Genomic DNA, 16,394 nt, shown 5'->3' with positions numbered 1-16,394 from the left:
TCTCAGGGTACCGCAACGTGGAAGGCAGTTGCTTTTGAACCTGTCAAGAGTACGGCCCTTCCGGCCGGTACTTTACCGCCCGTTCGGAGGTCCAGGGGCAGGGGAGTGCCTTGGAAGAATCCTAGATCTGCGGGTGTTTCTGGGCAGAGCGCAAGTCCGGTTGAGGTTCCATTCATCGCTGAAAGGACGGGAGACGTACTCCACCTGGGCCAATGCTTGTAGGTCACAATAATCTGCTCGAACTGTTCCTTCTTGTTCAAAATAGCTTGCTGGACATCAGAAGAGAGGTATTCCAGATCATCAATCAGCAGGATGGGGCGGGCAGGGCCTTGTTGGTCGAGAGCCTTCTCGATATCTTCAAGACTTGGCTGTTGGAGTGCAGAGAGCTTGATGAAACTTTGATGGGAATTAGCCTGAATCAGGCTGTCTAGCAGGGTACTTTTACCTGAGCGTTCATTACCGCAGATGGGCACAAGCCCTCCTCGGACTTTCGGTAAGTAGGCAGGAACATTATTTCTGCTGACTCCAAGGAAGAGGCTTCCTGGGCTGGGGAAGGTAGGTTCTGCCCCTGTAGTTAGTAGGGCTTGTTCTATAGATATGGTGTGGGGCAGCTGCTGCCAGGGACACATGACCTCTGGGTCTGTCTCTAGGTGAGGCAACTGCTCCGTGCCAGTGGCATCGACGTCAAATTGAGCCCAGGCAAAGCTGCCTGCTTTGACTTGACCTTGGGATACCTCCTGTACAGGGGTTCCTTCAAGGGCCCACATGCCATGGGGCGGACGGGGATAATCTTTTTGATGAGCTTTGACGGGGTGAGTTTCAAGGGCCTGGGCAGAGTACAGGGTTACAGGGAATACATGCTGGAATTTGCCGCGAGGCTGTTGTAGGGATGTGCAGAAGATTCTGTGCTGAACGTGATGACGGACAGTGAGGGCTTCGAAGAGCTGGGCCTCGGCGTCTGGATACCGTCCCAAGGAATCTACTAGGGTATCGAGTCCATCAATAATGAGGATGAGACGCTGGGCTGAATAGGCGTTTAGCTCTGCAAGGATCAGGCGTACGAAATCGAAGTCCTTGGGGGTCAGAATCTGAACTCCTGGTTCTTGGCCGAGCTTCGAAGACAACTCTTCAGCAGTTTGCTCTGACTCTGTGTAGATAATGACGGGATCTCGTCGGGTCATGGCTTGTCGGACCAGTAACTGAAGGGGCGTAGAACGGTCTGCAGGGCTAGCCATCAATAAGATGGGGAGGTTAGAGTTTCCCCATTCCACATCCTGACAAATTGCCAGTTCAGGAATTTCAAACTCTCCAAGGACATAAGGGCGAGATGAGGCTAGGTTGTCAGGGGGCGATGCCAGAAGGGGACCGGTCGGCGTCGGAGGAATCGGCTGGTACTGCGGTTTCCTATGTCCCTTGAAGAGGGACTGGTGAAGCGTGAGTAGTTCCCCATCTGTTAAACAATGGGACAGCTGCTCACCAGGAGAACCAGAAGGCTGAGAGAGTACGAAACGTGCTTGAACAGTGTTCTTGGTTTGAACATGATGCAGACCATCAAGTAATGGAGCTTGGAATTCAAGGAGCTGTCCGCTGCCGTCGCTGAGATAGCCTCGACCGGGAGTGGAAGCAGAAATATGGGAGGCCTTATCTGACCCTAAAACGTTGAAGGATTCTTGCGACGAACTGACTCGGAGACACAAGATAGAGGAAATATTAGCCCGAATATCTTGTGAAATAGCCCCCTGTGGTCTCTGCGTTGCCAAAATTAGGTGATAACCCAAAGAGCGGCCGACAGTCGCAATGCGCATGAATTCTTCCATGATTTCTGGGTAACCATCTACCAGCATTTTGAACTCGTCGATGCAGAGCACCAGCTCGGGAAATTCAGGAGGTTGTTCCTGAGTCCTGCAGAGGTGGAGGTAGTCCTCGTAGGAACTAACTCCAGCTCGGAGGAATATTTTCTTGCGCCTATTCAGGTCAGCCCTGAGATATTTAAGGGCCCGTTCTAAGGTTGAATCGTCAAGATCTGTGATGAAGGAAGCGACGTGGGGGAGCGGCGCGAAGGGACCGAGGCCGGCTCCTCCCTTGAAATCTATGAGTACAAGCCCCAGGCGCTCTGGGGGATACCGTAACACCATGGACCACAGAAGGGTGCGGAGGAGCTGAGATTTTCCAGAACCTGTAGTTCCGGCGCATAAGAAGTGAGGGCCATCGCTGGTTAAGCCCAGTGAAAGTTCTGAGTCTGACTCGTGGTTTTGGCCCAGGTAAAAAGAAACCTCAGGGGCCCACAGGTGTGTCGAGAAGTCGGCGCTCGTAGGGCCCGAAAAGGAGGGGAGCTCAGATGTGCGAGTCAAACCTCTAGGGTGAAAAACACCCGGTGGTTGCCGAAACTCATCAAGCTCCTGCATCATACGGGCTATCGAGATCCCATCGGGAGTAACTGACTCCCAAACATCCGGTACTTCTAGGGTACCGTCGTGCTTTGGGGTACCAACCACTAATTGCGTGACCTGATCCGGAAGATCAGGAAGGGCGACGGGGGTGAAAAGTACCTGACCTGAAGTTTGGAGTATCTGATGAGGACGCACTAACTGAACCATCTGTGAGCCTGCAAGGGCTTCTAGAATTTCACCGAATGCAGGGGAGCCTTCGACAACTGGCCCTCCGTAGGAGGACTCATTCACCAAAACCGAACACTCAACACCCTGGCGAAGCAACTGGCATATCAACGCCCGCTGGGTGGACAGAGACAGCTGGGGCCAAAACTGCTTTACCTGGTCAAAAGAAACAACCCAGGGAACGTCATCTACTAGCGGCAGGTCCCCAACCTCTTTGTGCTTGCTCCTCACCCGAATGGGCCGACGTCCGCGTCCTACAACAAATCCCTGACCAGGGGCAACTGACCGGTGCCCGCGATACTGGGAAACAGCTGCCAACTCTTGATCTATACAGGAGTTGAATAATTTCTTTCTCTGACCGGTTTCACCACCTTGAGCAAGCATATGCAAACCCATCACGACAGAAGAACCAAGAGCCAATAACACGATGAACCAAAGCCCCGTGTACCAGGCAAGGACAGCACCAATGACCAGGGGGAAACACAGCATCACTAAAAGTATCCACAGGGGCCGTGGGGAAGGGACATCAACCTCTTGCCCGATCGGATCACAAAAAGAACTGATAGAGGTCTCTGACACTCGATCAACCACAAAAACGGAATCACCCAGCTGGAAAGGTTGCCCCAGATTCACAGGAGCTGAAATGTCACCCTGGACGACAGTAATGCCAGAACTAGAGACTTCAAGATACCCAGCTACAGGCTCAAGGGCAGGATCAGCAACACGAATGTGCTTAGCTGCTCTCCCCAGACTCCACTGTCCACGAGCAAGTGGGAATTGATGCTGGGAATCAGGGCCATGCAGCACAGTTAGTGTAAATAGAGGAGGAGCTGGCGGCGCAAAACCAAGGGGGCTATTGACCAGCTGGCAGTTCAGGGTAGCGCTATCGAGGGGCAATAGATCCGCTGGCGAAAGGTCTCTAATATCCCTACCGCCAACAAACCAGGTATAGGCTTCGGTACCCCACAGGCGACATAATTCCTCCCACAGGAGTAGACCAGAGGGGCGTCCGCCGAGTGAAAGATACACGGCACGAAAGGAATTTGATCCGGGCTGCTGAACTCTCATGTGTAGATCCATGGGGTGAACTAAACACCAGAAAAAGTGCCATTTCAACGGCACAAAACTAAAAAACAACCATATTTGCTTGTTTTAGGGTGTTTGGGGTGGAAAAAATTCAAAATTGTAGGGGACTCTTGACCACCACTAGGAGGCCTAACCGCCAGGGGGGAATAATCACACGGCACCACAAGCCAATTTTTCAGACACTAGGCCCTAGAATCCGGTAGTTTTATCTATAACTGTGTTTGCCTCAACCCAGGCAAACCTTGGAAGGTTTTTCTACGATGTAGAAATGCAGAGTATGGCAGCTCCCTGCCCCACCAGGTTGCAGCCCCAAACAAGGAGTATGTAAGTGAACGCTGATCTTGTAGTAGTAGGCTCTGGCCTCTTCGGCCTGACAATCGCCGAGCAAGCTGCAACTGAACTCGGTCTGAAGGTAGCCCTGCTTGACCGTCGCCACCACATCGGCGGTAACGCATACAGTGAAAACGAAGAGAAGACCGGAATCGAAGTTCACCGCTACGGCGCCCACCTCTTCCACACCTCTAACGAGCGGGTTTGGGAATACGTCAACCGCTTTACCGGCTTCACCAACTACACCCACCGCGTCTACACCAACCACAACGGTATCGTGTACCCCATGCCCATCAACCTGGGTACCATCAACCAGTTCTTCAACGCCGCCTACTCACCGGCTGAAGCCAAGGCCCTGATCCAGGAACAGGCTGGCGAGCTGGCTGGAACCGACCCCAAGAACCTGAACGACAAGGGCATCTCCCTCATCGGGCGTCCGCTCTACGAAGCCTTCATCAAGCACTACACCGCCAAGCAGTGGCAGACCGATCCCGCCGACCTGCCCGCGTCCATCATTTCCCGCCTGCCCGTACGCTACAACTACGACAACCGCTACTTCAACGACAAGTACGAAGGCCTGCCCGTCGACGGCTACACCGCCTGGCTTGAGCGTATGGCCGCCCACCCCAACATCGAAGTTCACCTCAACACCGATTTCTTCGAAGAAGGCCACGAGTACTCCCGCTCCAAGGTCCTGGGCCAGGTTCCCGTCGTCTACACCGGCCCCGTAGACCGCTACTTTGACTACGCTGAAGGTGACCTGTCCTGGCGTACCATTGACCTGGAAGAAGAAGTCCTCGATATCGAAGACTTCCAGGGCTGCTCCGTCATGAACTACCCCGACGCCAACTACCCCTTCACCCGTATCCACGAGTTCCGTCACTTCCACCCCGAACGTGACTACACCAAGGACGCCACCGTCATCCACCGCGAATACTCCCGTTTCGCAGAAAAGGGCGACGAACCCTACTACCCCATCAACACCAGCGCCGACCGCGAAATGCTCCTGAAGTACCGCGAACTTGCCGGTGGTGAGAACAACGTCCTCTTCGGCGGCCGCCTGGGTACCTACAAGTACCTGGACATGCACATGGCCATCGGCGCTGCCCTCTCCATGTTCGACAACAAGCTCCGCCCCCACTTCGAAAAGGGCGAAAAGCTTGTCTCAGGTGGAATCGACGCGTAAGGAAATTTCAATGAAAAACATCACGCTTCAAAATATCGTGTTTCCTTCAGTGGAAAATAGCGATACCTTGCCTCTTTATGTTGATCAGAGCGGGCTTCAAAACTCATCTGATAATAGTTTTCTGTACCAGAGAGAAACAACTCTGAAAGAGGACCTTAAAAAAGATTCTGATTCAACGCAGACGAACAATGTTGTCTACTCTGATGACTCTTTGGCCTCTAAGGCAAGTCGTTATTCTATAACAATTGACTCCAACAAAAGAGTATCGTTCGCTACATATTTTAACGCATTTGCAGCCTCTTATTGGAAGCGTTGGACAAATATAAAGAGTGTTAACCTTGAATACCAGGTTAAAGGTGCGGGAACTATCTTTATTTATAAATCAAATGCTTGGGGAAATGTTCAGACAGTAAAATCAGTTTCATTTACGGGTGTGTCATCCTCCTCTGTCAAGCTACCTCTTACTGCATTTGGCGATGGTGGTTGGTATTGGTTTGATATTGTCTCTTCTGGAGAGCCAGTTACTATAGATTACGCACGCTGGAGTACAGAGGTGCCTCGTCCTCGTGTCGGGGAAGTAACTCTTCAAATCACTACGATGAACAAGCCTGACTACTGTATTTCAAATCTCCGAGCTATTGGAGAAAGTCAAGAAGTGCTAAACGTAGTAAAAGAAGTTCTTGTTGTTGATCAAGGCACTAAAAAAGTGCAGGACCACTCAGAGTTCGAAGAAATAGCTAAACTGCTAGCTGGGAAGCTGCGTATTATTAATCAAGCTAACTTGGGTGGTTCAGGCGGCTTCGCACGAGGTATGTTTGAAGGCATCAAAAACGGTTCAGATTACGTTCTTTTGCTTGACGACGATGTTGCTATCGAACCGGAATCTATTGTTCGATCTATCATTTTTGGGGATTACTGCAAGAAGCCCACTTTAGTGGGTGGGCACATGTTTGACTTAAACAATAGAACTGTGCTTCACACTTTTGGCGAAAAAATTAACCCTTATCGTTTCTTCTGGGAGCCTGCACATGAGTCTCTCGTTCCAGGATTTAATTTCGCATTTGGTAATTTGAGAGGAACTCCTTGGCTACACCGGCGAATTGATGTTGACTACAATGCTTGGTGGATGTGCCTAATACCTACTTCAGTGATTAAAGATATTGGCTTATCGTTGCCTGTATTTATTAAGTGGGATGATGCTGAGTTCGGTTACCGTGCTAAAAAAGCAGGATACAACACTGTTTCACTTCCGGGTACAGCTGTCTGGCATGTATCTTGGGTTGATAAAGATGATTTGGTGGGGTGGCAGTCATACTTCCATGAACGGAACAGGCTCATTGCCGCATTAATTCATTCTCCCTATGAGCGTGGTGGTCGATTGCTTAAAGAATCTACTTTTGCTGATTTTAAGCACTTGGTTTCAATGCAGTATTCAACTGAGGAGGGGAGAATTAGGGCATTTAAAGATGTCCTAGCCGGTCCCGATCAGCTTCATGATATCCTTGATAAACGAATTGGTGAAATTCGAGAAATGCTTGCTGAGCATTCAGAAACACAATTTGTCTCTGATATAGACGAACTTCCTCAGCCGAAATCCTCAAAGCCCCCACGGAAGGGTAGAGGTTTTGCGCCTCCAAGCTACAAATCCTTGGTACCTTGGACCCTAAAAACTGTGATTCGACAGACAGTAATTCCTATAAAAGATGAATCCAAGTTGGCCCCCCAAGTTCACATTGCACATCAGGATAACCGTTGGTGGAGAACCTCTCAGTATGACTCTGCATTAGTGTCTAATGCTGAAGGATCTGCAGTATCTTGGTATAAACGCAATCCTGCGTTGTTGCGCAGTAAGCTCATTGAGGCTACCCGTTTACATACTCAATTAGCACTTCAATGGCCACAACTGAGCAAACTGTACCGTGAGAAGGCAACTGAAATAGCCTCATTTGAAGCTTGGCAGAAGACTTTCGAAAAGCATACGGAATCTGAGCTAACTCGATGAACACACTAAAATCTGCACCTTTATCACCTCCGGGTAGGGGAAGAGGCTTGATGGATGTTATCAACCATCGGTATCTTCTTAAGCTTCTTGTTGATAAGGAAATCCAGGTAAGATATCGTGGTTCAGTCCTTGGTATCCTCTGGTCATATATCAAGCCCGGTGTTCAATTCGGTGTATTTTACATCGCTATGGGTTTATTCCTCGGTCTTGAGCGGGGCATGGAGAACTATGCTATCTACCTGTTCTCGGGCATGATTGTGATTAACTTTTTCTCAGAAGGTTTTAGCAATGGTGCCAAGGCGATGGTGGTGAATGGTGCCCTGATTAAGAAAATTTATCTTCCTAGGGAATTGTTCTCTGTATCTACAGTATGGGTTGCCCTGATTCATTTTGTGCCCCAGATTTTGGTGCTCCTGATAGCCTGCTTCTTTGCTGGGTGGAGTCCTGATGTGAAACAGGTTGGCGCTGCCCTAGTCGGCATGGTTATTATTATGATTTTCTCGGCAGGACTTGGCCTTATCTTTGGTGTGGCTAATGTTTTCTTCCGTGATTCAGAAAATATCGTTGATATGTTGCTGATGGTGGCCACTTGGCTTTCACCGGTCTTGTATTCATGGACGATGGTCCGGGACACCCTCTATTCGTGGGTCATGACTGTATACATGTTGAACCCCCTGACCGTTGCTGTGGAGCTTTTCCACTATGCTTTCTGGAATCCCACTCTATCTGCTGAGGCAGCCCTACTTCCGACATCGCAAATTCCTCCGAATTTGCTGTCATTCTGGGTTCCGCTTGCCCTAGTCACCTCTCTTCTTACCCTGTGGATTGGAGATCTTCTTTTCCGCAAACTTGAGGGTAACTTCGCCCAGGAGTTGTAGCCGACATGAAAATCGAAAAATTTGATCTTCCGCCGGTAGCTCCTGACGCCCCTGTGGTGATTCGGGTTGAATCCCTGGTCAAAAAGTTTGTACTGCGGCATACCCGTTCCATGAAAGAAGCCTTTATCTGGCTGATCAAGGGCCGGAAGGGGGACCTGAACGAAAAGTTCAATGCCCTCAACGGGATTTCACTAGATATTCGTGAAGGTGAACGGGTTGCCCTGCTTGGCTATAACGGCTCTGGAAAGTCGACCCTACTCAAGTTGATTTCAGGTGTTATGCACCCCGATCAGGGCCAGGTACTAACAGGAGGCAGAATAGCGGGCCTGATCGAGGTAGGTGCTGGTTTCCACCCTGATTTAACGGGGCGAGATAACGTGTATCTTAATGCTGCAATCTTGGGAATGAGTAAGGCTGAAATTGAGGAAAAATTTGACGAAATCGTTGAATTTTCTGAAATTGGTAACTTCATTGATACGGAAGTTAAGTTTTATTCATCCGGTATGTATTTGCGTCTAGCCTTTGCAGTTGCAGTGCATACCAACCCTGAAATTTTCTTAGTAGACGAGATTCTGGCTGTGGGTGATGAACCGTTCCAGAAGAAGTGCATCGCAAAGATTAAGGAGTTGAGCCATCAGGGGAAAACTCTTGTCGTCGTCAGCCATGATTTGGATTTGATTGCGAAAATCTGTGAGCGCGGGGTTGTCTTGCACCACGGTACGAAAGAGTTTGATGGTCCCATCGATGAGGCGATAGAACTCATGCGATCTCAGCGATAGGCTCATATCCTTGACCCCAAAAATGCCCACAAGCTCTGCTGAGCTTGTGGGCTTTTTGGTGGATTCCCTAGTCAGGATGATGAAGTGCGTCAAAAAGTTACAGAAATTTATTACCAAATTTTTTCTCCTGTGGATATCTACCCCGGGTGTCAGCATTATTCCTAGTCAGAGGTGGTGTTAGAGGTTTGGGGGTCTTTGAGGTAGGGCCTCCAGCTCGGGAAAAACATCCTCTTTACTCTCCACCTTGTTGAGTATTTCTCCTAACCATGGGTATCTTGTTGGTGTTATCAGCTAATCGCAAAGACGCGAGAGGGGGACACGATGCCCACGGTACAAGCAGAACGCATTATCGAGACGAACGTTCGCGAACTGATCCGTCACAGCAATATCGATCCGCTAGCCCAGCAACAAGAGGCTAAAGAGCTCATTCAGAAGGCCCTGGGCGCCTATGAGACACAAATGATTCGGGGTGAAGTGCCGCGGGTCAACAATATCGACGGCTTAATCACTGTTCTGTTCGACCGGGTGTGTGGCTTTGGCGATCTCCAGAAATACTTAGATGACCCCACCGTCGAAGAAATTTGGATCAATTCGCCAACAGAAATTTTTGTAGCCCGGGCAGGGGAATCAGAGCTCACCGGCTTAACCTTATCCGACGAGCAGGTGCGTGCCCTGGTTGAGCGCATGCTCAAGAGCTCAGGACGTCGCCTTGACCTCAGTACCCCGTTCGTCGACGCCTCCCTGCCAGATGGGTCCCGCCTTCATGTGGCTATCCCAGATGTCACCAGGAAGCACTGGGCGATCAACATCCGAAAATTCATCGCTCGTGCAACTCGCCTGACTGACCTGGTAAAGCTAGGTTCCTTAACACCAGAAGCCGCAAAGTTTTTGGACTCTGCGGTAGCCAGTGGCCTGAACATCCTCGTCTCTGGTGCTACCCAGGCAGGGAAGACCACCATGCTCAATTGTCTATCCGCCTCCATTGGCTTTAGAGAGCGTGTTATCACCTGTGAAGAGATTTTCGAACTGAAAATTCCCTTGCGCGACGTCGTGAACCTCCAATGCCGCCAGCCAAATCTAGAAGGCAACGGAGAGATTCCTCTACGCAGACTCGTCAAGGAAGCCTTGCGCATGCGACCTGACCGCCTGATTATTGGCGAGGTCCGTGAAGCAGAGTCGCTGGATATGCTCATAGCCTTGAACAGCGGCCTGCCCGGGCTTTGCACGATTCACGCAAATTCTGCCCGGGACGCCATCACAAAGATGTGCACCTTGCCCCTCCTCGCCGGTGAAAATATTTCATCTAACTTCGTGGTACCGACCGTAGCCTCCTGCTTTGACTTGGTTGTTCACTGTAGACGGGACAGATCCGGAAAGCGGCAGGTGGCAGAAATTCTTGCTATCGGTAATCGGGTCGAGAACGGAATCATTGAATCCACCCCAATCTTCAAAAACATTTCCGGGAGTCTCACCTGCACAGCATCAGAAGTGCCATCACTTGAGAAATTTGTTCAGGCAGGGTTCAACCCCGAGCAGGTACTACCCTGCATCGAAAGCTTTGAAAGGAGCGACCTATGAGCGTCGTCCTTGGCCTGACGCTCGGTTTAGGCGCCCTACTGGTCTTTATGTCCTTCTGGGTTGATACTCAACAGAAAAACACAGCTAGACAGAGACCCTCAAACCTCCAGCAGCTACTGATTCAAGCGAACATGGAACGGATAAGCCCCACCATGTTCCATCTCCTCTCCACCGTGTGTGCCTTTCTCAGCTTCGTCGTGACGTTTGCGCTGACCTCGCTGTTGCCACTTGCTTTCCTCGCTTGCGGTATGGGTTTTATCGGACCAAAACTTGGGGTCAAAAGAATCGCTGCTAAGCGACGGGCCCAGCTAAGGGACCAATGGCCGGATGCAGTAGACCATATCCGCTCTGCCATTAGGGCAGGAATGTCTCTACCGGACGCCCTGATGCAACTTCAGTACCGGGGGCCTGAGCCATTGCGTCCTGCCTTCGCAGCATTCGCATCAGACTACCGGGCCAGCGGCGAGTTCATTCCCGCTCTCAACCGCCTCAAGGACAAACTGAGCGACCCCACTGCTGACAACATCATCGAAGCACTCAAGGTCACCCGTGAGGTAGGTGGCACCGATCTAGGGAGGCTCCTCGGCACGCTGAGCTCCTTCCTCCGGGAAAAAAGTCGGACGAGATCTGAACTTGAAGCTAGACAATCGTGGACCATCAACGCTGCCCGGTTGGCGTGCGTTGCCCCCTGGGTCGTTCTTGCACTCATGGCAACCCAACCGAGCACCCTGAGGATTTACAACAGCTTCGCAGGTTTTGCTGTCCTCGCAGGAGGTTTCGCTGTCACCTGGTTCGCCTACAGGCTCATGATGAAAATCGGGGCACTACCGGAAGAAAAAAGGGTTCTGACATGAAACTTGAACTACTTTTAGGCCTGCTATGTGCAGCCGGTGCCTGGCTGGTCATTACGTCCATCACCTCTCACCGGCAACAAGACTTTTCCGATCGTATTGCACCCCAATTGCGGGGTTCCGAACTCAGAAAATCTCGGTTCAACCACCAGTATGAAAACCTCCCTGAAGGTCTCTACGGTGGGGCTACCGCCCTCGTCACTCCAATGGTTCAGTGGGCTTTGAAAATAGTAAACCGAGCAAATTTTGACACGGTAGCCCTCGAAAAACGCCTCCAGAACCTAGGAACAGGGCTAACCGTTTCAGAGTACCGAATCCAGCAAATAATCTGGGCCCTCCTAGCCCTGCTAGTGAGTAGCATCTTGGTGTCACTGGGCGCCGTCAGCGGTAGGGTGAGCATCGCGCCTGGCCTGATGCTGATACTTCTAGCAACCGTTGCCGGTTTTATTGGCAGAGACTATTGGCTCGGTCAACAAATCAAGAAGCGGGAACAGGCCATGCTCGAAGAGTTTCCAGCGCTCGCAGAACTTATGGCCCTAAGCGTCGCCGCCGGTGAAACTGGCCTGGGGTCATTAGAGAGGGTAGTCCGTTGTTCTAACGGAGAACTTGCCAAGGAATTCACCAAGATTCTTGCTATGACTCGATCAGGCGAAACCCTGGTGGCATCACTCCAGACCTTTTCCCAAAGGACGACTGTCGCAGCCCTTTCCCGATTTGTTGATGGCCTGATTGTGGCAATCGAGCGGGGCACCCCGCTTGCTGATGTTCTGAGGGCTCAAGCCCAGGACGTCCGCGACAACGCGAAACGCGACCTCATGGAAACCGCAGGCAAGAAAGAAATCGGAATGATGGCCCCGGTGGTTTTTATGATCCTTCCCCTCACTGTGGTTTTTGCGCTCTTCCCCGGCGTTTCCCTGCTCAACCTAAATTTCTAGGTTCCCATCACTTTTATGTCCCCATTATCCACCCCACACCTGCCCGAAAGGGCACCTTCCCTAAGGAGAAAATAATGAAGAAGCAGATGATCAATGAGGCGATTCTGAAGGTTGTGCTGGCTGTATTTGCTGGCCCCCAGGACGATGATAAGGAACGTGGAGACGTACCGGGCTGGGTGATGATCACGATGATGTCGGCGCTACTCGTGGCCGCGATCCTGGTTGTAGCCCAGGAAGCCCTCGTGAACATGTTCAATAATGCTATGGGCCTGATCAACCGATAGGAAGCCCGGCGGTGAGCACTCCACAGCAACAGAAGGATTCAGGCAATGCAACAGCTGAATTCGTCATGGTTTCAGCCCTCGTGATACTGATGTTTCTGGGGGTTCTTCAAGTTGCTTTCGCTATGTTCACAAAGAACGTGATTCAAGATGCAGCCTCTCAGGGTGCCAGATACGGTGCCATGATAGATCGGTCCCCTCAGGATGGAGCCCAAAGAACCCGAGAGCTGCTCACCGCCGTCCTGCCAGATGCTTATTCGGCAGATGTAACCTACGCCATCACCCAGTGGCACGGTGCCGACGCTGTGCAGGTGCGGGTGAACGCGCCAATACCGCTCCTTGGCCCTTTTGGTCTGAACTCCCGGTGGGAGGTGACTGGCCATGCGATCCTGCCTGAATAATGCCTTTCCTCAACAGCCGGTCCTGCCTCACCCAGGAAGCACAGATTCCACCCAAGAGAGTCATCGGGAGACCGGAAACGCTATTGTCGAATTCGTCGGTCTGGGCGCGATGCTCATGATCCCGACTGTCTACTTCCTTCTGTCGATTTTCGCGATGCAGGCCGGTGCGTTTGCAGCTTCCCATGCGAGCGCTCATGCCCTACAGGTTATTCAGCAGGTACCTGAGGGGCAACGAAGTCAGGCTGTTGCCCAGAAAGTTGCTGAACTTGCAGCTGGCGATTATGGTTTGGAAGGCCACCGGGTCACAGCCACTCTGCTGTGTGAAACAACCTGCGGTCCCGCTGACCGTATCAGGGTGCAGGTAGCGGTTGAGGTGCCGTTGCCGTTGGTTCCTTGGTCTCATGCTCCGACAATGGCGACGATGACCTCTGAAGCTATTAGCTGGGGGAGTGATTACTCGTGATGGCCCGGGTTGTTTTTAAGAAGTTGAGTAGAGGGCTGAAGAATAGGGCGAAGATACCGCAGCTCCACAGTGAAGCAGACCAGGGGAGTATTCTGCTGCTGGTGATTGGGCTTTGTGCGGTCTTGCTGCTTCTTGCATCTACGGTCGTTGCAATTAGTTCGGCTTACCTGGAGCGGCATAAGCTGCAGTATCTTGCTGACCAGGCTGCTACTGTTGCTGCCTCCCAGGTAGGTGGTATTGGCGCCCTGTCAGATAGTGAAGCCCAGATTTACCTTTCATCTGATCAGGTAAAAGCCTCTACTCAAAACTTTGTGCTTGAAACAGGGGCTGGCGGGGAGTTTTCTAATCTCAGTATTGGCCCTGATACGGGGGTCGCTGATGGGAATACAGCGCGAGTTGTCCTAAGCGCTACATCCCACCCGCCTTTGCTGTCCGTTGTCGTTCCTCAGGGCATTACCATTACTGTGGTTAGTCAGGCTCGGGCTGTCACGGCTCGATGATCCTGTCCACACATGCATTCGCCCAGGCCGAAAATACAGGGAAAGAGGGGCGTAGAGGGGCACTATCAGATAGGGTTAATAGTCATGGCTACTTTAGACTTCTCTGCCCAGATTAAAAACTTGCGCTCAACCTATGCCTCTATCGAAGAGGTCAGTGATGTTGAGCAGCTTCGTGCTACTATCGCAGAGCTTTCTGAGGCAGCCGGTGCCCCTGATCTCTGGGACGATCCTGACGCTGCTCAAAAGGTGACTTCGCAGCTGTCCCATAAGCAGGCTGAGCTGGACAAACTTAACAAGCTCAAAGAAGCGATCGACGATCTTGAAGTGATGGTTGAGCTTGCGGACGAAGAGGGGGATGCAGAAACCCTGCGTGAGGCTGAAAGTGAGCTAGGGGCGATTGAAAAACGCCTGGCTGAGCTTGAAGTGATTACCCTACTCTCGGGCGAGTACGATCAGCGCGACGCTGTTGTTACAATCCGAGCGGGAGCCGGTGGTGTGGATGCCGCCGACTTCGCAGAGATGCTTCTGCGTATGTACCTGCGCTGGGCCGAAAAGAATGGTTTTGATACCACGGTTATGGATACCTCCTACGCGGAGGAAGCCGGTCTTAAGTCAGCAACTTTTGAGGTCAAAGCTCCCTATGCTTTCGGGCGCCTGTCGATCGAAGCGGGAACCCACCGTTTGGTGCGTATTTCTCCCTTCAACAGCCAGGGTAAACGCATGACGTCCTTCGCCGCGGTAGAGGTTATTCCCCTGATTGAGCAGACTGACCACATCGACATCCCTGAGTCGGAACTCAAAATTGATGTCTTCCGCTCCTCAGGGCCCGGGGGGCAGTCCGTGAATACCACCGACTCGGCCGTCCGCATGACCCACATACCTACCGGCATCGTAGTGTCTATGCAGAATGAAAAGTCCCAGTTGCAGAACCGGGCTGCGGCGCTACGGGTACTGCAATCCCGCCTGCTCTTGCTCCGTAAGGAAGAAGAGGACGCCAAGAAGAAGGAACTTGCCGGCGACGTCAAGGCTTCCTGGGGGGACCAGATGCGTTCTTATGTGCTCAATCCCTACCAGATGGTGAAAGACCTGCGCACCAATTACGAGGAAGGAAACCCGAGCGCCGTATTTGACGGGGCTCTGGACGGTTTCATTGACGCAGGTGTTCGCTGGCGTGCATCAGAGCGACAGAAGAGAAAGAACGAAGAATAATTGTGGCTAAGAAAAAAGTAACTAAAGAAGACCCTAACAACCACACCATAGCGTCCAACCGCCGTGCCCGCCATAACTACAACATCGTAGAAACCTGGGAAGCCGGGCTGGTGCTTATGGGCACTGAGGTTAAATCCTTGCGAGATGGCGGGGCCTCGATTACAGACGGTTTCTGCCAGATGTACGGCAATGAGTTGTGGCTAGAGGGTATTCATATTGCTGAGTATGGACGGGGCTCCTGGACTAACCACGCTGCCCGCCGTCGGCGAAAGCTGCTCATGCACCGCAACGAAATTAACAAGATTGCCCAGAAACTGAAAGAGAGCGGCTACACGGTCGTGCCCCTCAAGCTTTACTTCAGCAAAGGTCGGGCCAAGGTAGAAATCGCCCTGGCAACCGGTAAGCGCGACTACGATAAGCGCCAGGCCCTGCGGGAGCGCCAGGACAACCTCGAAGCTCAGAGGGCAATGCGGTATAAGAACCTGGGCTAAGACCAGAACACCTACGAAAGAGGAGAACAATGACCACCGGACCGAACAAGGACAACCCCTACGGCGAGTATGTACCTGGGCAGTACAGCCAGGGCAGCGAGCCCCTAGCCCCGTCCCAGGGAACTGACGCAACTGCAAGCTACTCCACAGATACTCCTGGAGCTGCCAGCACCCCCGATTACAGCACCCCGGCCTCAACCGGTTACGGCACTACCTCGGGGGCGTATGGGACAAGCTCCTATGACGCCAATTCCTATGCCGGGTCCCCCGCCTACAGCGGGTACGGGGCAGCTGCCGGTTATGGTTATGGCTTTGATAGCGCCCCCAAACCTAAGGGGCTCGCAGTAGCTAGCCTCGTGCTGGGTATCCTTGCTTTCCTGAGCGGTTGGGCACTGATCGGTGGACTTTTCGGCATCGTCGGTTTGATTCTGGGCATCATGGGTATCAAGAGGGCTAACAGGGGAGAGGCCGAAGGTAAAGGCCTGGCCATCGCTGGTATTGTCACCAGCAGCCTGGGCCTGATTGGTGCCCTGGTGGCAGCTGTCTTTTGGGGTTGGATTACCACCCTTGCAATCCAGTGTGCTGATCAGCCCAATGAATATGCAGTCCAGCAGTGCATTGATGAAAAAACTGGTATGAGCACCTATGACGAGGGCATTGATAGCTAAGTTGTGATCAGGAGTGTGGGGCATAACCTGTAGGTTGTGCCCCACACTGCTTTACAGCTTTTTAAGCCGGTGGTAGAGTTGATTGTCCGAGCTATTTGGGCTGGCATTCTCCACTTGAGTTGCGACTCGGAGGGTGTACCG

14 protein-coding genes are annotated in these 16,394 nt (G+C 51.9%); 13 read left to right on the top strand and 1 reads right to left on the bottom strand.

Annotated features, from left to right (window positions below; translation table 11 throughout):
• Positions 1 to 2 precede the first annotated feature (2 nt).
• A complete protein-coding gene (locus L7A15_RS04165; protein ID WP_237212313.1) occupies positions 3 to 3,683 on the bottom strand; it encodes an FtsK/SpoIIIE domain-containing protein in 3,681 nt (1,226 codons plus the stop codon).
• Between the two features lie 346 nt (positions 3,684 to 4,029).
• Between L7A15_RS04165 and glf the strand changes: the two genes are divergently transcribed.
• The 13 genes from glf (at position 4,030) to L7A15_RS04105 (ending at position 16,253) form a co-directional block, all read left to right on the top strand.
• The gene (gene glf, locus L7A15_RS04160) at positions 4,030 to 5,217 is read left to right on the top strand and encodes a UDP-galactopyranose mutase (RefSeq protein WP_237188474.1); all 1,188 of its coding nucleotides are present in this window, start codon (positions 4,030 to 4,032) and stop codon (positions 5,215 to 5,217) included.
• A gap of 10 nt (positions 5,218 to 5,227) precedes the next feature.
• Entirely contained in the window at positions 5,228 to 7,219 is a 1,992-nt protein-coding gene (locus L7A15_RS04155; protein ID WP_237208358.1) for a glycosyltransferase, read from the top strand.
• Complete coding sequence (locus L7A15_RS04150; protein WP_237208357.1) at positions 7,216 to 8,097, top strand: ABC transporter permease; 882 nt, start codon at positions 7,216 to 7,218, stop codon at positions 8,095 to 8,097. Before L7A15_RS04155 ends, L7A15_RS04150 begins: the two co-directional genes overlap by 4 nt.
• Positions 8,098 to 8,102: 5 nt before the next feature.
• On the top strand, positions 8,103 to 8,876 hold the full coding sequence (locus L7A15_RS04145) for an ABC transporter ATP-binding protein (protein WP_237200979.1): 774 nt from the start codon (positions 8,103 to 8,105) through the stop codon (positions 8,874 to 8,876).
• 321 nt (positions 8,877 to 9,197) lie between these two features.
• Entirely contained in the window at positions 9,198 to 10,454 is a 1,257-nt protein-coding gene (locus tag L7A15_RS04140; protein WP_237188478.1) for a CpaF family protein, read from the top strand.
• A complete protein-coding gene (locus L7A15_RS04135) occupies positions 10,451 to 11,308 on the top strand; it encodes a type II secretion system F family protein (protein WP_237208356.1) in 858 nt (285 codons plus the stop codon). Before L7A15_RS04140 ends, L7A15_RS04135 begins: the two co-directional genes overlap by 4 nt.
• The gene (locus L7A15_RS04130) at positions 11,305 to 12,240 is read left to right on the top strand and encodes a type II secretion system F family protein (RefSeq protein ID WP_237212312.1); all 936 of its coding nucleotides are present in this window, start codon (positions 11,305 to 11,307) and stop codon (positions 12,238 to 12,240) included. Before L7A15_RS04135 ends, L7A15_RS04130 begins: the two co-directional genes overlap by 4 nt.
• Positions 12,241 to 12,314: 74 nt before the next feature.
• Positions 12,315 to 12,524: a hypothetical protein gene (locus tag L7A15_RS04125; protein WP_237188482.1), complete on the top strand. Its 210-nt coding sequence runs from the start codon at positions 12,315 to 12,317 to the stop codon at positions 12,522 to 12,524.
• Positions 12,525 to 12,535: 11 nt separating this feature from the next.
• Positions 12,536 to 12,922 (top strand): TadE family protein, encoded by a 387-nt coding sequence (locus L7A15_RS04120; protein ID WP_237200982.1) that lies wholly within the window; start codon positions 12,536 to 12,538, stop codon positions 12,920 to 12,922.
• A gap of 462 nt (positions 12,923 to 13,384) precedes the next feature.
• A complete protein-coding gene (locus L7A15_RS10765; RefSeq protein ID WP_369127659.1) occupies positions 13,385 to 13,885 on the top strand; it encodes a Tad domain-containing protein in 501 nt (166 codons plus the stop codon).
• Between the two features lie 84 nt (positions 13,886 to 13,969).
• A complete protein-coding gene (gene prfB / locus L7A15_RS04115; protein ID WP_237200983.1) occupies positions 13,970 to 15,094 on the top strand; it encodes a peptide chain release factor 2 in 1,125 nt (374 codons plus the stop codon).
• The gene (smpB, locus tag L7A15_RS04110; protein WP_237188493.1) at positions 15,091 to 15,585 is read left to right on the top strand and encodes an SsrA-binding protein SmpB; all 495 of its coding nucleotides are present in this window, start codon (positions 15,091 to 15,093) and stop codon (positions 15,583 to 15,585) included. The genes prfB and smpB overlap by 4 nt, the downstream gene beginning before the upstream one ends.
• 29 nt (positions 15,586 to 15,614) lie before the next feature.
• The gene (locus tag L7A15_RS04105) at positions 15,615 to 16,253 is read left to right on the top strand and encodes a DUF4190 domain-containing protein (protein WP_237200984.1); all 639 of its coding nucleotides are present in this window, start codon (positions 15,615 to 15,617) and stop codon (positions 16,251 to 16,253) included.
• Positions 16,254 to 16,394 lie beyond the last annotated feature (141 nt).

Source organism: Rothia nasimurium (assembly GCF_928391935.1).
Classification (GTDB): domain Bacteria; phylum Actinomycetota; class Actinomycetes; order Actinomycetales; family Micrococcaceae; genus Rothia; species Rothia nasimurium_D.
Note: the sequence above shows the minus strand (reverse complement) of the source record. Positions and strands in the feature narration are given on the sequence as shown.

Bases quoted from the DNA above. Each gene is read 5' to 3' on its own strand.
- L7A15_RS04165 (WP_237212313.1), bottom strand. From the start codon at position 3,683: ATGAGAGTTCAGCAGCCCGGATCAAATTCCTTTCGTGCCGTGTATCTT.
- L7A15_RS04145 (WP_237200979.1), top strand. From the start codon at position 8,103: ATGAAAATCGAAAAATTTGATCTTCCGCCGGTAGCTCCTGACGCCCCT.
- prfB (WP_237200983.1), top strand. From the start codon at position 13,970: ATGGCTACTTTAGACTTCTCTGCCCAGATTAAAAACTTGCGCTCAACC.
- L7A15_RS04135 (WP_237208356.1), top strand. From the start codon at position 10,451: ATGAGCGTCGTCCTTGGCCTGACGCTCGGTTTAGGCGCCCTACTGGTC.
- L7A15_RS04125 (WP_237188482.1), top strand. From the start codon at position 12,315: ATGAAGAAGCAGATGATCAATGAGGCGATTCTGAAGGTTGTGCTGGCT.
- L7A15_RS04105 (WP_237200984.1), top strand. From the start codon at position 15,615: ATGACCACCGGACCGAACAAGGACAACCCCTACGGCGAGTATGTACCT.
- L7A15_RS04140 (WP_237188478.1), top strand. From the start codon at position 9,198: ATGCCCACGGTACAAGCAGAACGCATTATCGAGACGAACGTTCGCGAA.
- L7A15_RS04130 (WP_237212312.1), top strand. From the start codon at position 11,305: ATGAAACTTGAACTACTTTTAGGCCTGCTATGTGCAGCCGGTGCCTGG.
- L7A15_RS04155 (WP_237208358.1), top strand. From the start codon at position 5,228: ATGAAAAACATCACGCTTCAAAATATCGTGTTTCCTTCAGTGGAAAAT.
- L7A15_RS10765 (WP_369127659.1), top strand. From the start codon at position 13,385: ATGGCCCGGGTTGTTTTTAAGAAGTTGAGTAGAGGGCTGAAGAATAGG.
- L7A15_RS04150 (WP_237208357.1), top strand. From the start codon at position 7,216: ATGAACACACTAAAATCTGCACCTTTATCACCTCCGGGTAGGGGAAGA.